Source organism: Algibacter lectus, assembly GCF_900112395.1.
GTDB classification, from domain to species: Bacteria; Bacteroidota; Bacteroidia; order Flavobacteriales; family Flavobacteriaceae; genus Algibacter; species Algibacter lectus.
Genome location: NZ_FOLN01000002.1, coordinates 425508 through 448565 on the forward strand (window position 1 = coordinate 425508; position 23058 = coordinate 448565).

At 32.7% G+C, this 23058-nt stretch carries 22 protein-coding genes; 6 read left to right on the plus strand and 16 right to left on the minus strand.

Features of this window, described 5'->3' with window-relative positions:
* Nucleotides 1-3: 3 nt before the first annotated feature.
* Nucleotides 4-3051: a SusC/RagA family TonB-linked outer membrane protein gene (locus BM246_RS19755; protein WP_139221851.1), complete on the minus strand. Its 3048-nt coding sequence runs from the start codon at nucleotides 3049-3051 to the stop codon at nucleotides 4-6.
* 397 nt (nucleotides 3052-3448) lie between these two features.
* On the opposite strand from BM246_RS19755, the gene BM246_RS04875 reads away from it, so the two are divergent.
* Nucleotides 3449-4504: a phosphatidylinositol-specific phospholipase C1-like protein gene (locus BM246_RS04875; protein WP_074936172.1), complete on the plus strand. Its 1056-nt coding sequence runs from the start codon at nucleotides 3449-3451 to the stop codon at nucleotides 4502-4504.
* A gap of 73 nt (nucleotides 4505-4577) precedes the next feature.
* Here the strand turns inward: BM246_RS04875 and BM246_RS04880 are convergent, their stop codons facing one another.
* The 7 genes from BM246_RS04880 to BM246_RS04910 form a co-directional block, all read right to left on the minus strand.
* The gene (locus BM246_RS04880) at nucleotides 4578-5624 is read right to left on the minus strand and encodes a GntR family transcriptional regulator (protein ID WP_042494871.1); all 1047 of its coding nucleotides are present in this window, start codon (nucleotides 5622-5624) and stop codon (nucleotides 4578-4580) included.
* Between the two features lie 342 nt (nucleotides 5625-5966).
* Nucleotides 5967-7271, minus strand: a complete 1305-nt coding sequence (locus tag BM246_RS04885; protein WP_175489774.1) for a TRAP transporter large permease — start codon at nucleotides 7269-7271, stop codon at nucleotides 5967-5969.
* Between the two features lie 2 nt (nucleotides 7272-7273).
* The gene (locus BM246_RS04890; protein WP_074936175.1) at nucleotides 7274-7765 is read right to left on the minus strand and encodes a TRAP transporter small permease; all 492 of its coding nucleotides are present in this window, start codon (nucleotides 7763-7765) and stop codon (nucleotides 7274-7276) included.
* A gap of 2 nt (nucleotides 7766-7767) precedes the next feature.
* Nucleotides 7768-8742 (minus strand): TRAP transporter substrate-binding protein, encoded by a 975-nt coding sequence (locus BM246_RS04895; protein WP_175489775.1) that lies wholly within the window; start codon nucleotides 8740-8742, stop codon nucleotides 7768-7770.
* A 28-nt stretch (nucleotides 8743-8770) separates the two neighbouring features.
* Nucleotides 8771-10186, minus strand: coding sequence for a glucuronate isomerase (uxaC, locus tag BM246_RS04900; protein WP_074936181.1), 1416 nt, complete (start codon nucleotides 10184-10186; stop codon nucleotides 8771-8773).
* A 2-nt stretch (nucleotides 10187-10188) separates the two neighbouring features.
* The gene (gene uxuA / locus BM246_RS04905; protein ID WP_074936183.1) at nucleotides 10189-11364 is read right to left on the minus strand and encodes a mannonate dehydratase; all 1176 of its coding nucleotides are present in this window, start codon (nucleotides 11362-11364) and stop codon (nucleotides 10189-10191) included.
* 58 nt (nucleotides 11365-11422) lie between these two features.
* Nucleotides 11423-12250 carry an SDR family oxidoreductase gene (locus tag BM246_RS04910; RefSeq protein ID WP_042495374.1) on the minus strand — a complete coding sequence of 276 codons (828 nt, stop codon included), beginning with the start codon at nucleotides 12248-12250 and terminating at the stop codon, nucleotides 11423-11425.
* Between the two features lie 180 nt (nucleotides 12251-12430).
* Between BM246_RS04910 and BM246_RS04915 the strand changes: the two genes are divergently transcribed.
* On the plus strand, nucleotides 12431-13507 hold the full coding sequence (locus tag BM246_RS04915) for a substrate-binding domain-containing protein (protein ID WP_074936184.1): 1077 nt from the start codon (nucleotides 12431-12433) through the stop codon (nucleotides 13505-13507).
* Between the two features lie 2 nt (nucleotides 13508-13509).
* Here BM246_RS04915 and BM246_RS19920 read toward each other — a convergent pair whose 3' ends face one another.
* Both BM246_RS19920 and mscL read right to left on the minus strand, forming a co-directional pair.
* Entirely contained in the window at nucleotides 13510-13662 is a 153-nt protein-coding gene (locus tag BM246_RS19920) for a hypothetical protein (RefSeq protein ID WP_162857627.1), read from the minus strand.
* Between the two features lie 4 nt (nucleotides 13663-13666).
* Complete coding sequence (gene mscL / locus BM246_RS04920; RefSeq protein ID WP_042495371.1) at nucleotides 13667-14107, minus strand: large conductance mechanosensitive channel protein MscL; 441 nt, start codon at nucleotides 14105-14107, stop codon at nucleotides 13667-13669.
* A gap of 235 nt (nucleotides 14108-14342) precedes the next feature.
* Here mscL and BM246_RS04925 point away from each other — a divergent pair, with 235 nt between their 5' ends.
* A complete protein-coding gene (locus tag BM246_RS04925) occupies nucleotides 14343-14942 on the plus strand; it encodes a SatD family protein (protein ID WP_074936187.1) in 600 nt (199 codons plus the stop codon).
* Nucleotides 14939-15658, plus strand: coding sequence for a DUF3307 domain-containing protein (locus tag BM246_RS04930; RefSeq protein WP_042494864.1), 720 nt, complete (start codon nucleotides 14939-14941; stop codon nucleotides 15656-15658). Before BM246_RS04925 ends, BM246_RS04930 begins: the two co-directional genes overlap by 4 nt.
* On the opposite strand, the gene BM246_RS04935 is transcribed toward BM246_RS04930, so the two are convergent.
* From BM246_RS04935 to BM246_RS04955, 5 genes are all read right to left on the minus strand, one after another.
* Nucleotides 15648-16130, minus strand: coding sequence for a DUF4625 domain-containing protein (locus BM246_RS04935; protein ID WP_074936189.1), 483 nt, complete (start codon nucleotides 16128-16130; stop codon nucleotides 15648-15650). The two genes, BM246_RS04930 and BM246_RS04935, sit on opposite strands and share 11 nt — an antisense overlap.
* A gap of 56 nt (nucleotides 16131-16186) precedes the next feature.
* A complete protein-coding gene (locus BM246_RS04940; RefSeq protein ID WP_231961820.1) occupies nucleotides 16187-16975 on the minus strand; it encodes a DUF4625 domain-containing protein in 789 nt (262 codons plus the stop codon).
* A 32-nt stretch (nucleotides 16976-17007) separates the two neighbouring features.
* Entirely contained in the window at nucleotides 17008-19329 is a 2322-nt protein-coding gene (locus BM246_RS04945) for a TonB-dependent receptor (protein ID WP_231961821.1), read from the minus strand.
* Nucleotides 19330-19569: 240 nt separating this feature from the next.
* A complete protein-coding gene (locus BM246_RS04950) occupies nucleotides 19570-19878 on the minus strand; it encodes a hypothetical protein (protein ID WP_139221852.1) in 309 nt (102 codons plus the stop codon).
* 47 nt (nucleotides 19879-19925) lie between these two features.
* On the minus strand, nucleotides 19926-20312 hold the full coding sequence (locus BM246_RS04955) for a MerC domain-containing protein (protein ID WP_042494861.1): 387 nt from the start codon (nucleotides 20310-20312) through the stop codon (nucleotides 19926-19928).
* Between the two features lie 181 nt (nucleotides 20313-20493).
* On the opposite strand from BM246_RS04955, the gene BM246_RS04960 reads away from it, so the two are divergent.
* Nucleotides 20494-20868, plus strand: a complete 375-nt coding sequence (locus BM246_RS04960) for a Fur family transcriptional regulator (protein ID WP_042494860.1) — start codon at nucleotides 20494-20496, stop codon at nucleotides 20866-20868.
* 97 nt (nucleotides 20869-20965) lie between these two features.
* On the opposite strand, the gene BM246_RS04965 is transcribed toward BM246_RS04960, so the two are convergent.
* On the minus strand, nucleotides 20966-21805 hold the full coding sequence (locus BM246_RS04965) for an oxidoreductase (protein WP_042503905.1): 840 nt from the start codon (nucleotides 21803-21805) through the stop codon (nucleotides 20966-20968).
* A 384-nt stretch (nucleotides 21806-22189) separates the two neighbouring features.
* Between BM246_RS04965 and BM246_RS04970 the strand changes: the two genes are divergently transcribed.
* Entirely contained in the window at nucleotides 22190-23053 is an 864-nt protein-coding gene (locus BM246_RS04970; RefSeq protein ID WP_042503904.1) for a bestrophin family protein, read from the plus strand.
* Nucleotides 23054-23058: the final 5 nt, after the last annotated feature.

Genomic DNA, 23058 nt, shown 5'->3' on the forward strand with positions numbered 1-23058 from the left:
AAATTATAATTTTAAAGTTGCACCAAGTAAAAATGATCTTGAGGAAGGATAAGTAGTGTAATCTATACCAATAGATTGATTTCCTCCAGAAGCACGCGGACTATTAACCAACGGATCGAATCCTGAATAATTAGTGATTGTGAAAATATTTTGTCCGCTAACGTATAGGTTTAAACCTTGTAACCACGTAATATTAAGCGCATCGGTATCTATAGAATAACCAAGTCTTGCATTGTTTAAACGAATGAAATCTGATTTTTCTAAGTATAGTGTAGACAATTGTGGTTGGTTTGTAAAACTTGCACCATCGTTATAAAACTGAGACAATACATTTCTATCTGAAACAATATTGTTGATGTTTAATGCCAAGTTGGTATTATTAACCAATAAACCTCCTGTTTGCCCAATAAAAGCAAGACTTAAATCCCATCGTTTGTAGCTTAAGTTTGTATTTAAACCAAAGGTGAAATTTGGAAGTGCGCCTTCAAATATTTGACGATCTTCAGTATTAATAACGCTATCATCATTAAAATCTTCAAAAATATCGTTTCCATCAGCATCAAAACCTAAATGTTTCAGCATAAAGAAAGAACCAGCCTCGTATCCGCTTTTATAGATATTGGCAAAAACCCCAGATAATCCAGGACCTGCAACACTCCCTGAGTATAATTCTGATACTGGTAGATTTTGTATTTCATTATCTAAAGTTGCACCGTTGACATCTACACTCCATGAAAAATCTTCGGTATTAATAATTTTACTACCTAAAGCAAACTCAAAACCTTTGTTTACAATTTTTCCATCGATGTTTTTCCAAACCGTTGTAGTAGGACTTAATGGTTCCGAAGAAATATTTAAAATAGCATCGGTTGTCGTTTTATTGTAATAATCTAAAGATCCGTAAAGCTTGTTGTTCCATAAACTAAAATCTATACCAACGTTAAGTTGTGTTACCACTTCCCATTTCAAATCTGGATTTGCCGTACGATTTACAACAATTCCGTTTATTAAATTGTAATCGTCATACAAGTAATATCCACCTGAAGCCGATTGCGAATAACTCGCTTGAGTAATTTTATTCTGAACTTCTTGGTTACCAGTTTCTCCCCAACTCATTCTGAATTTTAATTGATCGATATCGTCTATTTCACTAATAAAGTTTTCGTTATCTAAATTCCAACCTAAAGCAAACGATGGGAAATAACCGTATTTATTATTTTCTCCAAAACGTGTAGAGCCATCGGCTCTTAAAGAAGCTGTAAGTAAATATTTATCATCAAAATTATAGTTTAATCTTCCAAAATAAGATTGCAACTCATTTCTTTGCGCATATCCGCTAACTCCAGATTGCTCGCCAGAATAACCAGGATCGTATTCTGGAGCTACGCCTGTACCTTTTTCATCTATACCTATTAAAGAAAATGTAGTTCCAGAGAAATCGAATTCTTGATAAGAGAACCCTCCTAAAACTTCAAACTTACTTTTGTTTAAACCAAATCGGTAGGTTAAATAATGTTCCATTAAAACACTTTCAGACTCTAAATTATTCTGAACATAAGCACCATCTGGCGTTCTATCGGTAGCATTTGGATAAATAGTAGAATTTCTTTCGGAAACCGAACGATCTATACCATAATTAAACTTGTATTCTAAACCATCTATAATTCTGAATGTTGTTTCTAGATTTCCTAAAACACGTAGCGTTTGCGTATGGTCATCATAAATATCCAACAAATACATTGGGTTATAATTCTGGTTTAAGTTGAAATTGGTAAAATCGCCATCTTCAGTAAAAACAGGTTGTGTTGGGTTTGCCATTAATGCATGAATAATTAATTGCCCATCCGATCCAGCATCTGCTCCATTTGGAACTCCTGTTTCGTTAATTTGACTGGCCGTTAAATTCACTTTAACTTTTAAACGTTTGTTGTCTAAAAATGACTCTTCAGCATTTAAACGTGCTGTTGTTCTTTTAAAACCACTCGTTTCAACAATACCTTCCTGATCCATAAAAGATAAAGAGGTATAATAGTTTCCGCTGTCCGTCTTTTTAGCAAACGAGAAGTTGTTGTTATGCGTAACAGCACTGCGCAATAACTCGTCTTGCCAATCGGTAGACCCACCATGATCGTAAGCTACATCTGTAATAGCGTTTCTGTATTCACTAGCCGATAAAACATCTGTTTTTTTAATCACAGAAGCGATACTTAAATAAGAATCTACGGTAATAGACGCTTCTCCAGTTTTTCCTTTTTTAGTAGTGATAATTACAACACCGTTAGAACCTCTAGCGCCATAAATAGCTGCTGCAGATGCATCTTTTAAAACTGTAATAGAAGCAATATCGCTAGTATTTAAAAAGTTTAACGGGTTTTTAGCGCTAGAACTACCCAAACCAACATTTGGGCTGGCAGCACTAACGTTTTCGTTACTTAGCGGTATACCATCTACCACAAATAATGGCGAACTACCACTACGGATAGACCCTACACCACGAATGGAAACATTAACACCTGCACCAGGCTCGCCACTAGATTGCACAACGCGTACACCTGCTACTTTACCTTGAATTAAATTATCGGGTGATACATTAACTCCCTTTTTAAAATCGCCAGTAGAAAGCTGAGTTACTGCACCTGTTAAATCCTTTTTTGTTTGTTGACCGTAACCTACAATTAGAACTTCATCTAACATGGCGTTTAACGGCTTTAAGTTAATTTTTAAATCTGTAGAAGTTACATCAACGTACTGAGATTCGTAACCTACAAAAGACACCTGAAGTGTTTGCCCTATTGCGGCATTAATAGAAAATACGCCATCAAAATCGGTAGAAGCACCTGTTGAAGTCCCTTTTAAAATAATGGTAGCTCCAGGTAATGGTACTCCAGATTCGTCTAAAACAATACCCTTTATAGTTGTTTGAAAGGTATCATTTTTGAAATTTAAATCTCTATTAGGCATACTATTTGCGTACCCAGTTTGGTATAAGAGAATAGATAAAACTAAAAAAGCTATGTTTTTTAGTGTAAAAAAATTATTTTTAGTGTACATTTTTAAGTGATTGGTTTTACAATGCTTAATAATTTAGCCGTAGTTGTTCCAGCAACTACGGTTTTTAATTTGTAAATTAGGGTTGCTATTTAATTATTACATAGAGTCGAATTTTTTAAGTTATAGGTTTAATGTTTTAGCATGTTGTTATGCTCTTAGAGATTGCAAAAAAAGAAAATATTAAGCTGTTCTAATTTACCTTATCGTTATCTCATTATTAAATAAACCATAACTTACAATTCCGACCTTAAATCGTTAAAAAACACAAAATCAACCAACTAAACATCTTTCAAAACATTAATATGAAAGTAAATATTCATGTTTTGTTTTCAATTTATTAACATAGCATTAAACTTAACAGTCTACTTTTGTGCCTCTAAAAAACCCAACTTATTTTATGAAACATTACAACACTTTACTCCTTCTATTTTTTAGTTTTAATTTGTTTGCGCAAAACGATGCCTTACATATTAATCAAATACAAGTTATAGGTTCTCACAACAGTTATAAAAAGGCTATTGAAGATAAATTGTATACCTTTTTAGAATCACAAAGTGATAAGATGAAATCTCTACAATACGATCATATCTCAATACCAGAACAGTTAGATTTAGGCTTACGAAATTTAGAAATAGATGTTTACCTTGATACAGAAGGCGGGAAATTTGCAAATCCTAAAGGTTTACAATTTGCCGAGGCGCAAGAAGATTTTGACCCTAATAAAGATATGATAAAACCAGGTTTTAAAGTTTTGCACATGCCAGATATCGATTTTAGATCGCATTACAATACTTTAGAAGCGTGTTTAATGGCGATAAAATCTTGGTCTGACGCCAACCCAACGCACGAACCTGTATTTATAACTTTAGAAGCCAAAGATGGAGATACTAATAGATTTGGAACTACACCTGAAGCCTTTACGGAAGCTGGTTTTGAAAAATTGGATGATGCTTTAATAGCTGGTCTTGGAAGAGATAAACTTATAACTCCGGACGATGTTAGAGGTGAACATGCTACCTTAGAAGAAGCTGTTTTTAATAATAACTGGCCTACTCTAAAAGCTTCGCGTGGAAAGTTTCTTTTTATTTTAGATGATGCAAAAGCTAAGCGCGCTTTATATATTAAAAACCATCCGTCACTAAAAGAGCGTGTTTTGTTTGTAAATGCAGAACCAGGAACTCCAGAAGCTGCAACTTTAATCATAAATAACCCAGAGAATGAAACCATATCTGGTTTAGTATCTAAAGGGTATATTATTAGAACACGTGCCGATGCCGGAACAAAAGAAGCGAGAGCAAACGATTATAAACATTTTGAAGATGCAAAAAAATCTGGTGCACAAATTATAACAACCGATTATTATTTACCAAGTCGATTTTTTGAAAGCGATTACCACATCTCTTTTGAAGGGAAAACATATGTACGTGAAAACCCTATATCATCTAGACAATAAGATTTTATAGTATAAGAATTAGAAACGTCTGAAAATAAATTCAGGCGTTTTTTTGTTAAAAAAGTCTGGTGATTTAAATGGAATTTCTTTCAATATAATTAAAGACATTTTTTACTTGATTTTTTTTATTATTTAAAACCAAATAAGCCGCTTGGTCACCCATAGCTTGAAAATCTGTACTAACTACGTTAATTCCTAAAAGATCTTTTAAAGGTGTATCGTTGTATGAAATAATACCAATATCTGTTCCTAAAACCAAATTCTTTTTACGCACTTGGCGTACTAAGTTTACCAAATCGTTTTCTTCAATAATAATAAAAGCATCTTTGCTGTCAAGATCCATATGATCATAAATTTGATCTAAAACTTCAAATTCAAAATTAAACTCCGCGCAAAATTTCTGAAAGCCATGCACAATACGTTTTGGATATGGATACACCAACTTATCGGGATATACCAAAACAAGCTTGTCATAGTTTTTAAGTCTCTCTAAACCTTCTTGTAGCGCTTCATAAATATCTTCCTTAAAATCTTGATAAACGGCTGCAAAATTACCAGCGATATCAATTTTACTATTATCTAGAATAACTAATTTATCTTTAGGGACTTTATCTATAGCCAATTTAACAGGCGTAGTTGTACTAATATGCTTAGAATCTTGAGATTTAAAATGTGGCATGATTACATAATAATCAAAGGCGCCTAAATTTTTCTCTAAGGTTTTAATAAAAATAGATTCTTCGCAGTGATAAACAGATAGTGTAACAAGGGCATCGCTTCCTAAGCTTTTTACAAACGAATTATAAATCATCATTTTGTAATTACTCAGCTTGTTAATCATGAAAAACACATTAACCTTAGAAATTAAATCTGTTTTCGCTGTATAAAAACCTTTTCCTTTAACTGATACGATAGCTTTCTGTTCCTTGAGTTGTCGGTATGCTTTTTCTACGGTATCTCTAGATAAATAGCAAGATTCACTCAACTCATTTATAGATGGTATTTTTTCACCAACCAATAGTTTGCCTCTCGAAATATCGTTTACAATAGAATCTACTATTTGCTTATATTTTGGTACACGAGAGTCCTCGTTAATTTTTATTTCGAATGGTTTATCCATATAAATTGCAGTAAAAATAACTATGAAAGAAACATAATAATCTAATTTCAGGTTGTACCTATATTTTAAATGTAAATCAAAATTATTGGTATTATAAATGTTCTATTTCGAATACTTGTTATTTGTCTTATTTTGTTTAGTAAAATTACAATAATCCACCGGTTTACTTAAGGTTTTAACATAAAAGTCAAACAAAGGGACTTATAAATTTGAAACTTTTGCTAAGTCTCAAATTGAAGGTTCAAAATGTGTTAAAGTAAATAAGGTTGAATTTTTAGAGCCTCGATAAAATTGTGAGCTTTCTAAAAATTCAACCTTAAAATTATAATTTAATATTTACGGTTACAACCCTAAAAGTCGTGGTAAATACATTGAAATTGCAGGGATATAAGTAATTAAAAGTAGTACAACAACCATAATTACTAAAAATGGAATTAATGGTTTTATTACTTGCGATACCGAAACATTGGCGACTCCACTACCTACGAAGAGAATGGTTCCAACGGGTGGTGTACACAAACCAATACAAAGGTTAAGTACTAAAACAATTCCGAAATGCACAGGGTCCATTCCTAGGGCAACTACTACAGGTAAAAATATTGGTGTAAAAATTAAAACCGCTGGCGTCATGTCCATAAAAGTTCCAATAATTAAAAGTACCAAGTTAATCACTAAAAATATAACTATTTTATTACTAAACTGTTCTAATAAAAAGCTACTAATAAGTTCCGGAATACCTTCAAAAGAAAATAACCAAGACATCGCCATAGACGTACAAATTAAAAACATCACTACTGCTGTAGTTTTTGCACTCGTTAATAAAATAGAAGGAAAATCTTTAGGTTTCACATCGCCATAAACTAATGCTAAAACACCAGCATAAAGCACAGCAATAGCAGAAGCTTCGGTTGCTGTAAAAATACCAGCAACAATACCACCAACTACAATTACTAATAATAATAAGCTAAAAAATGCTTTTCTAAAATACTTCCAAATTAAAGATATTGGTGCACGATCTCCTTTAGAAAACTTACGTGTAATAGCCACAAAAGCAATGTACCCCATGATAGCAACACCTAATAAAATACCTGGTAAATAACCTGCAATAAATAGCGCTGCTACAGATGCTGTACCACCACTTGCTAGGGCATATACAATTAAAATATTACTTGGGGGAATTAACAATCCGGTAGTTGCAGAGGTAATATTTACCGATGCACTAAATTCTCTTGGATAACCTTCTTCTTCCATTCTATCGGTCATGATACTACCAATGGCAGAAGTTGCTGCAATAGCAGATCCAGAAATAGCACCAAATAACATAGAAGCTAATACATTAACATAAGCTAATCCTCCTGGTAAACTTGCTACTAAAGATTTGGCGAAATTTATTAACCTATTGGCTATACCTCCTTGCTTCATAATTTCACCTGCCAATACAAAAAACGGAATGGCCAAAAGTGCAAAACTATCAATACCGGTCGTCATTCGTTGCGCAATGGTTGTTAGACCTGGTAATTTGTCAATATTCAACAATAAACTTATAGTTGTGGAGATACCAATACTATAAGCTACTGGTACTCTTAACATCAATAATGTAAAGAAACTTACAAATAAAACGATGATACTTATTACTTCAATACTCATAATTATTCGGTTATTTCGTTAGCATTAATTTTTCCTAAATGGTATACAGAAAAACACATAATAAAAAGGCCACTTATTGGTAAAATAGCATAAATGTATCCTAAAGGAATACGCAATGTACCAGACAATTGCCCTAAATGTAATGTGGTATAAACTAAATTAAAACCACCAATTACCATAACGACCAATGCAAATAATAAAATACATATTTCGATAAATATGAGTGCTTTTTTCTTGGTTTTACTCGAAAATTTTTGATATAAAAAGTCCATAGATAAGTGCTCTCTTTTTCCGCTTAAGTAAGCTGCACCAAGTATAGACAACCATATTAATGAGAAACGCGCTAACTCTTCGGTAAATGCAAAAGATGTATTTAATACATATCTAGAGAACACCTGACTTAAAACATCAATAACCAATAATCCGAATATGAAGACTAAAATAATTTCCATAATCCGACATACTTTTTCAAAAAGAATATCTGCTTTTTTCATACTTATTGATTTTTGATTTTATTGATGATTTCGCTCATTTCTGGATGATCTTTCACAAAAGCCTCTAATACAGATTTAGATTGCTCTTGAAACAATGATTTATCCGGAATTATAATTTCTACACCAGCTTTTCTTGCTGTCTCCATAGATTCTTCAACTGAATTCTGCCAAAACACTTTTTCGGCTTGCGATGATTCATCGGCCGCTTCTTGAACCCATTGTTTTTCTTCAGCAGTTAATTTCTCCCAAAATTTGGTTCCAATTAACAACACATCAGGCACTGAGGAGTGCTGATCTAAAGTATAATATTTACTTACTTCGTAATGATTTGAAGATACAAATGATGGCGGATTATTCTCCGCGCCATCTACCACACCTTGTTGTATAGCAGTGTATAATTCGCCATAAGCCATCGGTGTTGGCGAACCTCCAAGAGCCTCTACCATATTAATAGCCATTTGGTTGTTCATCACCCTAATTTTAAGGCCTTTTAAATCTTCTGGCTTACGTATCGCTTTATTCGATGTATAAAAACTACGGCTACCAGCATCATAATAACACAAGCCACGTAGCCAAAATTTACTTCCTTTTTCTAAAATAGATTTCCCTACTTCGCCTTCTAAAACATCGTATTGATGTTGTTTATCTTTAAATAAATATGGAATACCTAAAATATGATATTCTGGAACAAAGTTAGATAAGGTGGCTGCACTTACTTTTGTAACTGCAACACTCCCTATTTGAAGTAATTCTAAAGCTTCACGCTCGGAACCTAATTGGCCATCAGGAAAAATTTTAATTTGTATTTTTCCGCCAGATTTCGCGTTTAATGCCTTTTGAAATTCTAAAATCCCTTTGTGAACGGGATGTGTTTGCGGTAATGTATGTGCCAAATACATCATTTTAATATCGTCGTCTTTTTTGCAACTCTGCATAACGAACAAAATTAAAAAGGCACATAATATTCTATTCATCATTCTTATTTAGTTTAGTTTAGTGTTTGGTCTAGTCGTTGAATTTAAAATATTTCACAGCATTAAAATAGCAAATGTTTTGAATTATTTTTCCTATAAATTCTAAATCATTTGGAACAAGTCCATTTTTAACATCTTCTGCCATAAGGTTACATAAAATACGTCTAAAATACTCATGCCTAGGGAATGATAAAAAGCTACGGCTATCGGTTAGCATACCAATAAAGCGACTTAATAAGCCCATATTAGACAGCGTATTTAATTGTTTTTCCATGCCGTCTTTTTGATCTAAAAACCACCAACCAGAGCCCCATTGCATTTTACCTGGCGTATCAGCACTTTGAAAATTCCCCATCATGGTAGCGAATACTTCGTTTTGCGATGGATTTAAATTATAAGTGATGGTTTTTGCTAATTGATTGGTAGATTCTAAAGCTTTAAACAATTTAGACATAAATTCTGCTACCGGAAAATCTCCAATAGAATCGCAACCAGCATCTAGACCAATTTCTGCCTCTAGCCTAGTATTATTATTTCTAAGTGATCCTAAATGATATTGCTGTGCCCAATCGAATTCGTGATATTTTTTTCCTAAATACAGAAATAAAAATGAACGATAAGTTGTGATTTCTGAAGTTGAAAGTATTTCTCCTTTTAATTTTTTATCGAAAATTAAAGCAACATCTTCTTCAGTAAAATCTACAATATCGAGATGTTCTCCTAGTCCAAAATCTGATAATTTACAGCCTAAACTATCAAAATAAGCAATACGCTGATCTATCGCTTTTAAAAAAGCATCAAAAGAATTAATAGTAATTCCTGAAGCATCTCCTAAACGAATTAAATATTTAGAAAAACTTGGCTTTCCTATCCAAAATAAATTATCCGATCTAAACGTTGGTAATACTTTGGTATAAAAATCACCTTCTGCAATTTTTTTATGATCCATTAAATCATCAGCAGGATCGTCCGTAGTACAAACTACTTCCACCTTCATATCTTCTAAAAGTTGTGCAGGTGTTTTATGCTCTAAAATACTATTCGCTTTCTCATAAATAGCATCAGCTGTACTTGGTTGTAGAATATCATCGATATCAAAATAACGTTTTAATTCCAGCTGAGTCCAGTGAAACAAAGGGTTTCTTAAAGTATAAGGCACTGTTTCTGCCCAGCTTAAAAACTTATCTTTTAGCGATGCCGCACCGGTAATATTAAACTCTTCAATACCATTAGCACGCATGCCGCGCCATTTATAGTGATCGCCTTTTAACCAAACCTCCGTTATGTTTTTAACCGGTTTATTATCGGCAATTTGCTTAGCCGATAAATGGTTATGATAATCTATAATTGGTAAATCTTTAGCGTACTGATGGTACAATGTTTCAGCTATATCAGACTGCAACAAGAAATTATCAGTTATAAAGTTTTTTGAATTTATAGTACTCATAATTATATGCTTTTCGAAATTCCAAACTCCAGTCCTCTTAACTCTGCTAAACCACGCAATCTTCCAATTCCAGAATAACCTGGGTTTGTTTTCTTATGTAAATCATCTAACATTTGATGTCCATGATCAGGACGCACAGGAATTAAAGCATCTTTCATACCTGCAGCTATACGTCTTCTTTCTTCTAAAACAACCGCTTTCATTACGCTATACATATCAACATCACCTTCTAAGTGGTTGGCCTCGTAAAAGTTTCCTTTTTCATCACGTTGCGTACTTCTAAAGTGTAAAAAGTGTACACGATCGGCAAAACGCTCGAATATTTGAACCAAATCATTATCTGCTCGAACCCCTAAAGAACCCGTACAGAATGTAATTCCGTTAGATCGATCTGGTACTTGCGCAAATAAATAAGCATAATCTTCCTCTGTACTCACAACTCTAGGCAAGCCTAAAATAGCGTAAGGTGGATCGTCTGGATGAATACACATTAACACCTCATTTTGTGAAGCTACAGGAATAATTTCTTTTAAAAATGCGGCTAAGTTTTCTCTTAATTTTTGCGCATCAATATCAGCATAAGTATCTAATATCGTTTGAAACTGCTCTAAAGTATACCCTTCTTCTGCTCCTGGTAAGCCTGCAATAATATTATTAATTAATTGCGTTTTATCTTCTTCGGAAAGGTTTTCGGCGTAAACTTTAGCTTCGGCTTGTAATTCTGAAGAGTAATCGTTTTCTGCACCCGGACGTTTTAATAAAAACAGCTCGAAAGCAGCAAAAGCAACCACATCAAATCGAAGGGCTTTAGAACCATCTTCAACTTCAAATCCTAAATCGGTACGTGTCCAATCTAAAACAGGCATAAAATTATAACATACAATATGGATACCACAAACTGCTAAATTCTTAATGCTGGTTTTATAATTTTCAATATACTCTTGAAAATTTCCTGAACGTGTTTTAATAGTTTCGTGAACAGGTACACTTTCTACAACACTCCAAGTAAGACCCGTATTTTCAATAGTATCTTTTCTTTTTTGAATTTCTTCTACAGTCCACACTTGTCCGTTAGGAATATGGTGTAATGCAGAAACAATACCTGTTGCTCCTGCTTGCTTTATATCGGATAACGATACGGGATCATTCGGCCCGTACCAACGCCATGTTTGTTCCATAATTTTTAATATTTTATTATAAACTTACAAGATTAACACCTTGCAGAATTTGATTTATTTAAACACCACTATAAGCGCTAAAACCACCATCAATAGGGATTACTACACCTGTTACAAATGATGCGCCTTCGCCACATAACCATAAAGTTGTACCTACTAAATCTTCTGGTTCACCAAATTTACCCATTGGTGTTTGCTCTATAATTTGATTACCACGTGCTGTTAAACTACCATCGCTTTCGGTAAGTAAACTTCTATTTTGATCGGTTAAAAAGAAACCTGGTGCTAATGCATTTACACGAATTCCAACTTTAGAAAAGTGTACCGCTAACCATTGTGTAAAGTTTGATACAGCAGCTTTTGCACCACTATATGCAGGTATTTTAGTTAAAGGTGTAAAAGCATTCATAGATGAAATATTTAAAATACTACACCCTTTTTTACCTACCATATCTTTAGCAAAAACTTGAGTTGGTAATAAAGTCCCTAAAAAGTTTAAATCGAATACAAACTTAATACCTGTAGGATCTAAATCGAAAAAGGTTTTAAAACCTTCTGCTTTATTTTCTAAATCTGCTTCAGCAAAATGAGGATTAGAAGTTGTTCCTAATGGGTGATTCCCTCCTGCTCCGTTTATCAAAATATCGCAAGCACCTAATTTAGCATTCACAATATCTTTAGCTTCTTGCAACGATTCTTTTTCTAAAACATTGGCAGCAACACCAATTGCTACACCGCCAGCGGCATTAATTTCGTTTGCAATAATATCTGCGGCTTCTTTACGCAAATCTAGAACGGCAATTTTATGACCTTCTTTTGCTAATGCTTTGGCTAATGCGCCACAAATAACGCCTCCTGCTCCTGTTAAAACAATTACTTTACTCATAGTTTTGATAGTTGAATTTTTCTTTAATTTTGCGTTTTCGTGTACGCACACACAAATGTAACGAAAAAAAATAGTGTGCGCACACAAAAAATAAAAAATATTAACTAAATTGCTTGAAATTAAAGTTATACATTTCAGTTTCTAATTGCTTCGTATAAAGTTAAACGTGACCTATTTAAGATGATTACAATAAAAGATATAGCAAAAGAAGCCCAAGTTTCTGAAGGTACCGTAGATCGCGTTATCCACAATCGCGGTGGTGTGTCTAAAAAAACAGAATTAAAGATTAGAGAAATTCTAGATCGGCATAACTTTAGTGTAAATCCTATTGCGAGTGCGCTTGCCATGAAAAATAAGCACACTATTGCAACGTTAATGCCTAAACATAATGCTGACGATTTATTTTGGAAATCGCCACATATGGGTGTTTTAAAAGCAGCCGATGATTTAAAAACGTTTGGTATTCAGGTTAACAATTTCACCTTTAACCAATACGATGCACACTCCTATTTCGAAACTTTTAAAACTTTATTAGAATCGGAACCTACGGCAGTAATTATGGTGCCAAACTTTTCGAAAGAAACCAAAAAGATAGTAGCACTTTTGGAAGATAAAAACATTCCTTATTTATTTTTAAACATTGATATTGATGGCTTTAAAAACATGGCTTTTGTTGGTCAAGACTCATACAATGCTGGATATATTGCTGGAAAATTAATGCATTTTAGTAGTCCGAATGCTGAAACTTTTTTAATTCTACAGGCACGACATAACATATTAAAAAACAACGCGGTATCGAACCGAATAAAAGGCTTTAATGATTATTTTTTAAAAAACAATGTGAGCTCTAAAAGCCAAACATTAAAGTTGGAAAGCTTAGATAACACGGTAGAAACTAAAGAAAAAATAAACAGTTATTTAATTGAAAACCCTGAAATTAAAGGCATTTTTGTGCCTTCGAGTAGGATTTATATTATTGTAGATTGTATTGAAAATAAAACTTTAGAAAACATTAAACTGATTGGTTTTGATAATACACCACAAAATATAGAATGCTTATTAAACGACTCAGTGTCTTTTTTAATATCGCAAAAGCCATTCGATCAAGGCTATGAAGCTGTGCGTATATTAACCGATTATTTGGTTCAAAATAAAGCACCAAATTCTAAAACATTTTTACCTATCGATATTCTTATAAAAGAAAATGTAAAATATAACGAACGTAGTGAATATATGTTTGAAAGTGAGCAGAGTTAAAACTAACTTTTCTCCTCTTTCGAACGTTTTATAATTTCCTTTAATCGCTCTTTTCTTAAAGCAATTTCGGCTTTTTTCTTATTCTTCTTTTGATCCATTAACCTAGAATGCTTTGCTTTGTTTTTCGTGTTTTTATCACGCCCTGTTTTTCCCATGATGCTACTTAGATTTCAGTAATTTATTTTGCTCTTCCATTAAATCGGTAAGGCGTGCTAATAATTCAATATCTTTAGGTGTTGTAACCGTTTTATCTTCAGAGTCTTGTGCTTTATTTCTTAATCTATTCATAAACTTCACCACGATAAAGATAGTAAAACCAATAATTAAAAAATCGATTAAAGCTTCACCTAACGCGCCATAACCAATAGCAACCTCATCGGTTAAAATTTCTCCTGAAGCATTAAGAACAGCATCTTTAAGGATAAGGCGCTGATCTTTAAAGTTAACACCGCTAGTTAATAAAGTTAATGGAGGCAAAATTACTTTTTTCGCTAAAACATCGATTACCTTGTTAAAAGCAGCACCAATTATAATACCGACTGCCATGTCCATCATGTTACCTTTTACGGCAAACTCTTTAAATTCTTTAAATAACTTCATACCCATATTAAATTTTTATGCAAAGATATTAGTTTGAATTTTTAATTTTCCTCGCTTTTAGAATTAAAGCAGAGAAATAGTAGTTAATTACGATATACATCCCATTATAACCTTAAACAAGCATAAATACAAATATTACCATATTAAGGAATAAAATCAAATATTCTATTTTAAAGGAATATATTTTGAAGTAAACAAGAAAAGTAATACATTTGATGAAGAAGCCCATAATAAAATGACTAGCATAATAACCGGAGATATTATTAACTCGAAATCGAGCGAACCAAAAAAATGGTTAGATGCTCTTAAGGAGGTTTTAAACCAATATGGCCGTCAACCCAAGCAATGGGATGTTTTTAGAGGAGATAGCTTTCAATTAGAAACAGCTCCAGAAGACGCTTTAAAAGCAGCCGTTTTAATAAAATCGAGTATTAAACAATTCAAAAATATTGATGTTAGAATTGCCATAGGTATTGGCGAAAAAACCTATACATCGGACAAAATAACAGAATCTAACGGCACCGCTTTTATAAATTCTGGAGAATGTTTTGATGATTTAAAGAAAACAACTCTAGCCATTAAATCGCCTTTTAAACAGTTTGATTTACAAACCAATATTATGTTCGAATTGGCTTTACTGACTATAAACAGCTGGACTACAACCTCAGCAAAACTTATAAAAACGGCTCTAGAAAACCCAGAACTTACTCAAGTAGAGCTTGCCAACCATTTTGAAACCACACAAAGTAATATTAGTAAAGGCCTTAAACGTGGTGGTTTTGACGAAATTTCTAAACTATTAAACTACTATAACGCACAAGTAAAAACACTATGATTATACTTTTTATAAAACTCATACTTGCTCATTTCATAGGTGATTTTCTATTACAACCTCAAAAATGGGTTACACATAAAGAATCTAAAAAGCATAAGTCTAAATATCTATATTATCATATTTTAGTACATTTTGCAGCTTTACTTGTGGTGCTTCAATTTAACTTTGAGTATTGGCTGGCGTTTGTGTCAATTATATTATCTCACTACATTATAGATCTTATTAAGCTAAGGCTGAAAACAAAATCTAACGGACGCCTGTTATTTGGTTTAGATCAATTAGCACATTTAATAGTGATAGCTATTGTTGTTAGTATTTATCAACCTTACGAGCTAAACATAAACTCACTTTACAATCCTAAATTCTTATTATTTATTACTGCACTTTTAGGTGTTACCGTGGTTTCATCTATCATTATGAAAACTGTAATTTCTAAGTGGTATTTTAAAGAAAACAACAGTAATCTATCTTTAGAAAATGCTGGTGCTTTTATTGGTATTCTTGAGCGTTTGTTTGTATTTGCATTAATTATAACACAACATTGGGAGGGTATTGGTTTTATAATTGCAGCAAAATCGGTGTTGCGTTTTAGCGATTTATCTAAAGCTAAAGACCGTAAGCTTACCGAATACATCTTAATAGGAACTCTGTTAAGCTTCGGTTTAGCTGTTATTTTTGGAGTAACTTACGAGTATGTATTATCACTTATTCAATAATTTTAATATCTATAGACGTTCTAGCTTGCCAACCTGTTAAATCTGTTACCGAGTAAGCGCAGTGATAATCGCCTGTATCAATATCATCAGGGATGGTTAAACTAATATTTATTTCATAAGAAGTTAAACCTTCTTCTATAGTAAAATTTTCGACGTAGATAAATGGATTAACTGCTGCTTTCACATCTCCCAAATCGCAAGTTTCTTCTTGATCGTCGTGCGTATGGTGGTCAAAATTATGATGAATATCCAAACTATAAGCAGCCAAGGCTAAATTATCGGTAACCATTGCTTTAAACGTATAGGTTTCGCCTTTTACAAGTTCTGTGCAGGCCTGTGGAAACCCTTCGGTGTAATTAATACTTATTGTTGGTTTTTCTTCATCTTTATTTGCACTATCATCTACGGAGCAGGATGCTAATATTAAAACAAACAATATGCTTAGGTAATTATATTTTGATATAAATTTCATTTTATTGGTTTTAAAAACCGCATAGCACCATGAGCTGCTATGCGGAATAATTGTATTTATTCTACTGTAATATCTATATGAGATTCGTATGTTTTTGTGTTCCCTTCTTCATCTTCAACAACAAAGCTTAAATGATATTCTCCAGCTGGTGCTGTAGCAGGAACATCAAAATGCTCATGGAATTCTATTTCAGTTTCTTCATGGTAACCATCTAAAAACTCTTCTTCATAATCCCATTCTACTTCACCTTCACCTACAGTAACGCCATGAGCATGAAAATCAACTGTAATATTATGGATGCCATTTACTGCATTAATCATAAATTCTACATGAAAATCGTTACCTCGTACCACTGTAGAATCGATAGACGCCTCACTTATAGTAATGCTATCTAAAATTTGAAGATCGCCTTCAATCTCTGTGCTATTACCTTGTGTATCAACAACCGTTAATTCTACATGGTATTCTCCAACAGGAATATTATTTGGGATATCTACATGCTCATGAAATGTAGGATTGATCACTAAATAATTAGCATCTGTAAATACTTGTTCAAAATCCCAATCTACCTCATCCTCACCTGGAGTTAAATCGTGAGCATGAATAGAAAGCGTAATACTACTTACTACGGCTTCGGCAGAAATAACAGCTTCTAGATGAATATCTGAACCTTTATAAGCTACTAAATCTGTAGAATGTGTAGAACCTTCGCCATACTCAAAACTAGAGATAACAGGAGCATCTAGTGTTTCAGTATCATCGCTACTACACGAGTTTAATAGCAGTCCGAAAATAGCTGTAACGGCTAATACTTTAAAATTTGTTTTCATAATTGTTGTTTTCATTTGTTTGTTTTTAATAATTAATTTGAATTTATTTAAAAAGGTATTGTTAAAGAGAGTGATATATTCCTGCCCGCCTCAGGCACATCGATTAACCTATAGAAACTGGTGTGGTCGAAATACGTTGTGTGGAATACATTATTTAATTTTAATCGCATTTCTATAGGGAGGCTATTTTTAGAGCTGTTAAGTTTAGAAACAAAAGCCATGTTTAAAACCTGATAGCCAGCTGTTACTTGCTCTGGTGGTACAATTTCGTTTTGAGCTCCTGCTACTTTTAATTCGGCACTTAATTGCGGACTATTAAAAAACAACAAATCTTTAAATTGATAATTAGCCGAAAGCCTACCAGATAATGGTGGGGAAAAAGGCAGTGTAAAATTCTTTTTGGGTCCGCTAGTTTGTCTAGAGTACACATATTCTGCAGAAGCATTTAGCGTTACATTTTTTAGCACCGTACTACTTGCGCTTAGCTCACCACCAACCCTAAAAACCTTAGCTTGTGTATACTCGTAAATTTGTAACGTTTCGTAATAACTAGACGTTGGGTTTAAATAGATATAGTTATCGAAAAAGTTAACAAAAGGACTTAGGGCTACACTAAACTTTTTAGCACTATAATCTACCTCCATATCTAATTGATAGGATGCTTCGGGATCTAAATCTAGATTCCCTTTTTCGTAACGATACATATGATAATTAACCCCATCTGAAGCCAACTCATTAGATAGAGGCATTCTAAAACTCTTTCCTATATTAATTTTATACGTTATTTTATTACGTAAATAACTAAGCCCTACAGAAGCACTTGTACTTCCAAAATTCAAGGTTTTATCTTGAGACCTCTGCAGATAAATATTAGAGATTGTATTATCGTCATTATTTCGAGTAGACGGATACCAATCAAAATAAGAGTGCGTATCTACAACACCAAAATCATATCGAATACCAGCTTGTAGATGTAAGTTTTTATTAATTTCAAATTGATCGTAACCAAAAGCACCAACAGTAAAACGAGTATATTCTGGAATTAAAAAACCCCAACCGCCAATATTGTTATCTTGATATTCCATATTCACCCCCAGAACCACATCATGCTTAGCATTAGGTTTAAAAACATCTTTAACATTTAAAGTGTACGTGTTTTTATTAAAAGCACGCTCTTTACTATCTGGTGGTGTTGGCATATAACCATGTGGTATAGGCTCGGAGTGTTCTTCTCTATTATTATTTTGGTAACCTAAATCTAAATGAAATGTATGGTTCCCTAAATCTAGCGATGTATTGTTTGTAATTTTAAAATGATTCACCTTGTGGTATGGTAAATCGACATCTCTACTAGAACTATCATAATCTATACTAGAAGTTCTAACTTCTAAGCCATGAGCATTAGCAAAAAAACCGTTTTTAGCGTTTACGTTACTAAATGATGTTTCCGTAGTAAACCCCTCTGAAGAATACCCAATATTAAAACTAGCATTAGCCTCTATACCTGCGGTATTTCTTAAATGATTGTCATGCAATTCAAAAATGTAATTTTCGTAATTAATTTTATCTGTAGGCACTTTGTAATCACCATAATCTCTTAATGTTAAACGACTACGATAAAACCAACTTTCCTTTCTCGCCTTTACTCCTACCGAAACACCTAGTAAATCATTATTACTTTCACCTAAAAGATTAACCTCTCCATTAAATGAGTTTATAGCAGGTATTTTATTAGGCTTTATATCTACAACACCCGCAATAGCATCGGCCCCATATACTAAAGATGCCGGACCTTTAATTATCTGTATATTCTCTATACCATATTGATCTATTTCTAAACCATGATCATTTCCCCATTGTTGTGCCTCGTGTTTTATTCCATTTTGCACTACCGCTACCCTATTAAACCCTAAACCTCTAATTACGGGTTTAGACTGCCCAGAACCAATATTAATGGTACTTACTCCAGGGATTTTACTTAAGGTCTGCATAAGACTGTTTTCCCGGTTTTGATTTAGAAATTCTTTGGATACCTTATAAGAAATTGTTGAAGACTCCTTATCTCTTCTTTTACTTGTCTTTCCATTAACCTCAACAGCATCTAAATTTGTTACAGCTTCATCTAAAGCCACATAAATAAGATCCATATTACGCCATACGTGCACATTAACAGTTTTAGGTGCATAGCCTATATGAGACACATTTAAAACGTAATTACCATTAGTAATGTTTTTTATTATGAATGAACCATCTGAGGATGAAATAGAAAAAAAACCGTCTCCGATAATATTGACACCTTCAATAGGTTGTAAAGTTTTTGCATTTACTACCAAACCTTTTATAATTAAAGAATCTTGGGTACATGCCATGGCGTATAGACTAAAACAAAGCCAAATACTTAATGTTTTGTAAAACATATTAATGTTATAAGATTGAAAAAATAGCCCTTGAGAGCGAGCGAAAACCAAACCTAAACATGGAATTTATTAAGACAACATGGCTTATCTAAAACCTCATTATAAAAAAATGAAGTTTTACATATATGCCATAAGGGTTATATAAACCCTTAGGCATAATGTTGCTATTAAAAAATTAAACGAAATAGGGTATTATAACAAAAATGGTGGAGGTCTGGAAAAGAGCTGATCTTTGGAAGACGAGCTTGCCAGTATAAATTTATAATTCTGACTAATTTCTTTAGGAAGAAGATATTCAATATCATCTAAAGAAAAATTAGAAAAAACAGGAGTAATTAAAGGTGTTAAGTTATTGGTGATTGCATGATCGCATATGTTACAATGTATGGCATGATCATCATCGTCAGCATGAGACAATACATGAAACCCTGCCATTTTCATTGAGAAGAAAATAACAAGTAAAAAATAAGTAATACTATTTTTTATGCGATTGGTTTTCATTATTTGTATTAACACTACAATTAAACTGTAATTTCTAAAACGTATTTTTAATGTTTATGATTTTCTTTTGTCTGTAACAACTTCCAATTAAAATAATGTGCTAGCGATACTAAAGAAGCTCCTGCAACAGTATTGCTTACTTCCCAAAATTCATTTAAATCTAGCCTGCCCAATAAAATAAATGAAAAGCCTAATAAAGCATACAGTAAAGGTTTTAATTTAAAATGTGTTTTTTTATAACTCGGCCAAAGAGATACTAAAACAAACACAATACCAAAAGCTATAAAGGTCCACTCTATTATAGGGTTTCCTAAAAAATGTAAACTACCCAATGATGAAAATGAAAGTATCAATGGTATTGTAGCACAATGAACCGCACAAATTAACGAACTAGAAAAAGCAATAATATCTACAGTGTTATTTTTAATTTTCATCTAAAATTTATAAAACATGTTATTTAACTAGTAAGTAAACGTACTATTTGTTAACTTTCTCTCATTATTTCGACACATTAAATGCAATGTTGTCGCATTAATTGGTTTTGCAAATATATTATGTTTTTATAATATTGCAACATAATCGCAATAAATTATTGCAAATAAATCGCATTAATAAATGAAAAGAAGAAATACACCAACAAAAGAGGCTGTTTTGGAGGTTTTAACAACAACCGGAAAAGCGATGAGTCAGGATGCGATTGAACAAGAAATAGATATTAATATCAATAGAGCAACCATTTATCGTGTTTTAAATAGATTTTGTGATGATGGTGTTTTGCATAAAATTGTTGCTGAAGATGGTAAACAATATTTCGCATCGTATAACAAAGTTGGTGAACAAGAAATAGCAAAGAATCATCTTCACTTTAAATGTTTAATTTGTGAAACTATAGAATGCTTGCATGCTGAAGTTAATTTCTCTATCCCGAAGGCATACATTGTTCAGGATGTTAATTGTGTTTTAACTGGTACTTGTAAAAACTGTTCTTAATAGTATTGACATAAATTAAAGCTTTTACATAACATTATGCCATAAAAAAACCGCCTATTAGGCGGTTTTTACTTTATATAAATTGGGTTACAATAACCTATTCGAAATCACACTCTTTACCTAAGTGTTCAAACTTAGCTAATTCTTCTATTAATCCGTTATTTACTTTTCCGAAAACTTCATAAGCAATTTTACCTAAAGGTAAATGCACTGGAGCTTCTTCTAACTGAGCTAATTTGTAAATAGCATCAGCCGCTTTTTGCGGATCTCCTGGTTGGTTTCCACTTAAATTTTGTAAACCTCTTATACGCTCACCAACCGTACTTTCGTAATCTTCTATTTTAGTATTATCATAAGCTGCAGAACTTCCAGCCCATTCTGTTCTAAATGGTCCAGGTTCAACGTTTGTTACTTTAATGTTAAGTGGCTTTAATTCTGCCGCTAAAGCTTCCCCAATACCTTCTAAAGCAAATTTAGAACCATTGTAAATCCCTAAACCTTGAGAACCTACACGTCCTGCAATAGAAGTTATGTTTATAATATGTCCAGAACGTTGCTTACGCATTTGTGGTAAAACCGCTCTAATAGTCGTTAAAACGCCAAAAACGTTTACTTCAAACTGTCTTCTTACTTCTTCATCAGAAATCTCTTCAACACTTCCCATAATACCATAACCGGCATTATTAACAACTACATCAATTTTTCCGAATTTATCATAAATGGTTTTAATACCATCAACAATCATTTGTGTAGAAGCAACATCTATAAGTACACCAAAAGAATTCCCTGGGTTTTCATTGTTAAACGCCTCTACTTGGTCTTGTTTTCTAAAAGTTCCTACCACAATTTGTCCTTGTGATAAAACCTCTTTAGCTAACTGTTTACCTAATCCTGATGATACACCAGTAATAAACCATACTTTTTTGTCTGTACTCATTTTTGTTTTGCTTATATTCTGTAAAAGAAATTGTTTTTTTTGCAAAACTACTAAAAAATTATTTAGTAGTTTAAGTTTTATTGATATCGAATTTCTCACTCTACCAAAGCTCCCCTTATCGACCTAAACTATTGTATTAAATAACCTTTTAATATAAAAACTATTTATATTAGCGACACCTCCTAGAACTGCTATTTAATTATTCTAAATACTTTTAATATTCAACTATAAAAGCATCCAAATTTAGTAGGTAACATTAGTAAAACATGCTTATTAATACAGAAAATATTTAAATCTTAAAAAATAGATTTTACTTAATTTTGAAGTCATACGTGTAAAATATATTATAATTTTGCCTCCAAACTATAACAAGCGCATTTACCTATGGTACAATACAACCCAAAAGATTGGATTACCTTTATTTTTAGATTTCACAAATCGGATACGTTTAGAAAGCTTTTTCCTTTAATGATTTTTATTGGAATTTATACCTATGGAGTTGGCTACATGGAACTAGAATACTGGAAACTTTCAGAAAAAAGTCATTTATCAAATATTACGGTAATGCATGGTATGTTGGGTTTTGTTATTTCATTGCTATTGGTTTTTAGAACAAACACTGCTTACGACCGCTGGTGGGAAGGTAGAAAATTATGGGGAGCACTAGTTAATAACAGCCGAAATTTAGCCATAAAACTACATGTTATTTTAAAAGAAGAACACGATAGAAGCTATTTTAAAAAGTTAATACCGAGTTATGCCTCTATTTTGGTAAAGCATTTAAACAATAAAGAAACGAGTTTGCAACTTTTTGATCATGAAGATTTAAAAATAGACAAGCACAAACACCACCCGAACCAAGTTGCTAAAATGATTTTCCAAAAGGTGAACGATTTACACGAACAGAAGAAAATTACGGGCGATCAACTTATCGTTTTAAATGCCGAAATTCAATCGTTTACCGATATTTGCGGTGCATGCGAACGTATTAAAAACACACCAATTCCGTATTCATACAGTGCCTTTATTAAAAAATTCATATTTTTCTACATCATGACTTTGCCTTTTGGCTATGTGTTTAGCCTAGGATATTATGCAGTGCCTGTAGTCGTTTTTGTTTTTTATGTATTGGCGAGTTTAGAATTAATTGCTGAAGAAATTGAAGACCCTTTTGGTTTTGATGCTAACGATTTACCTATTGATAAAATAGCTACAAATATTAAAAAACATGTGGAGGAAATATTTTAGTAAAT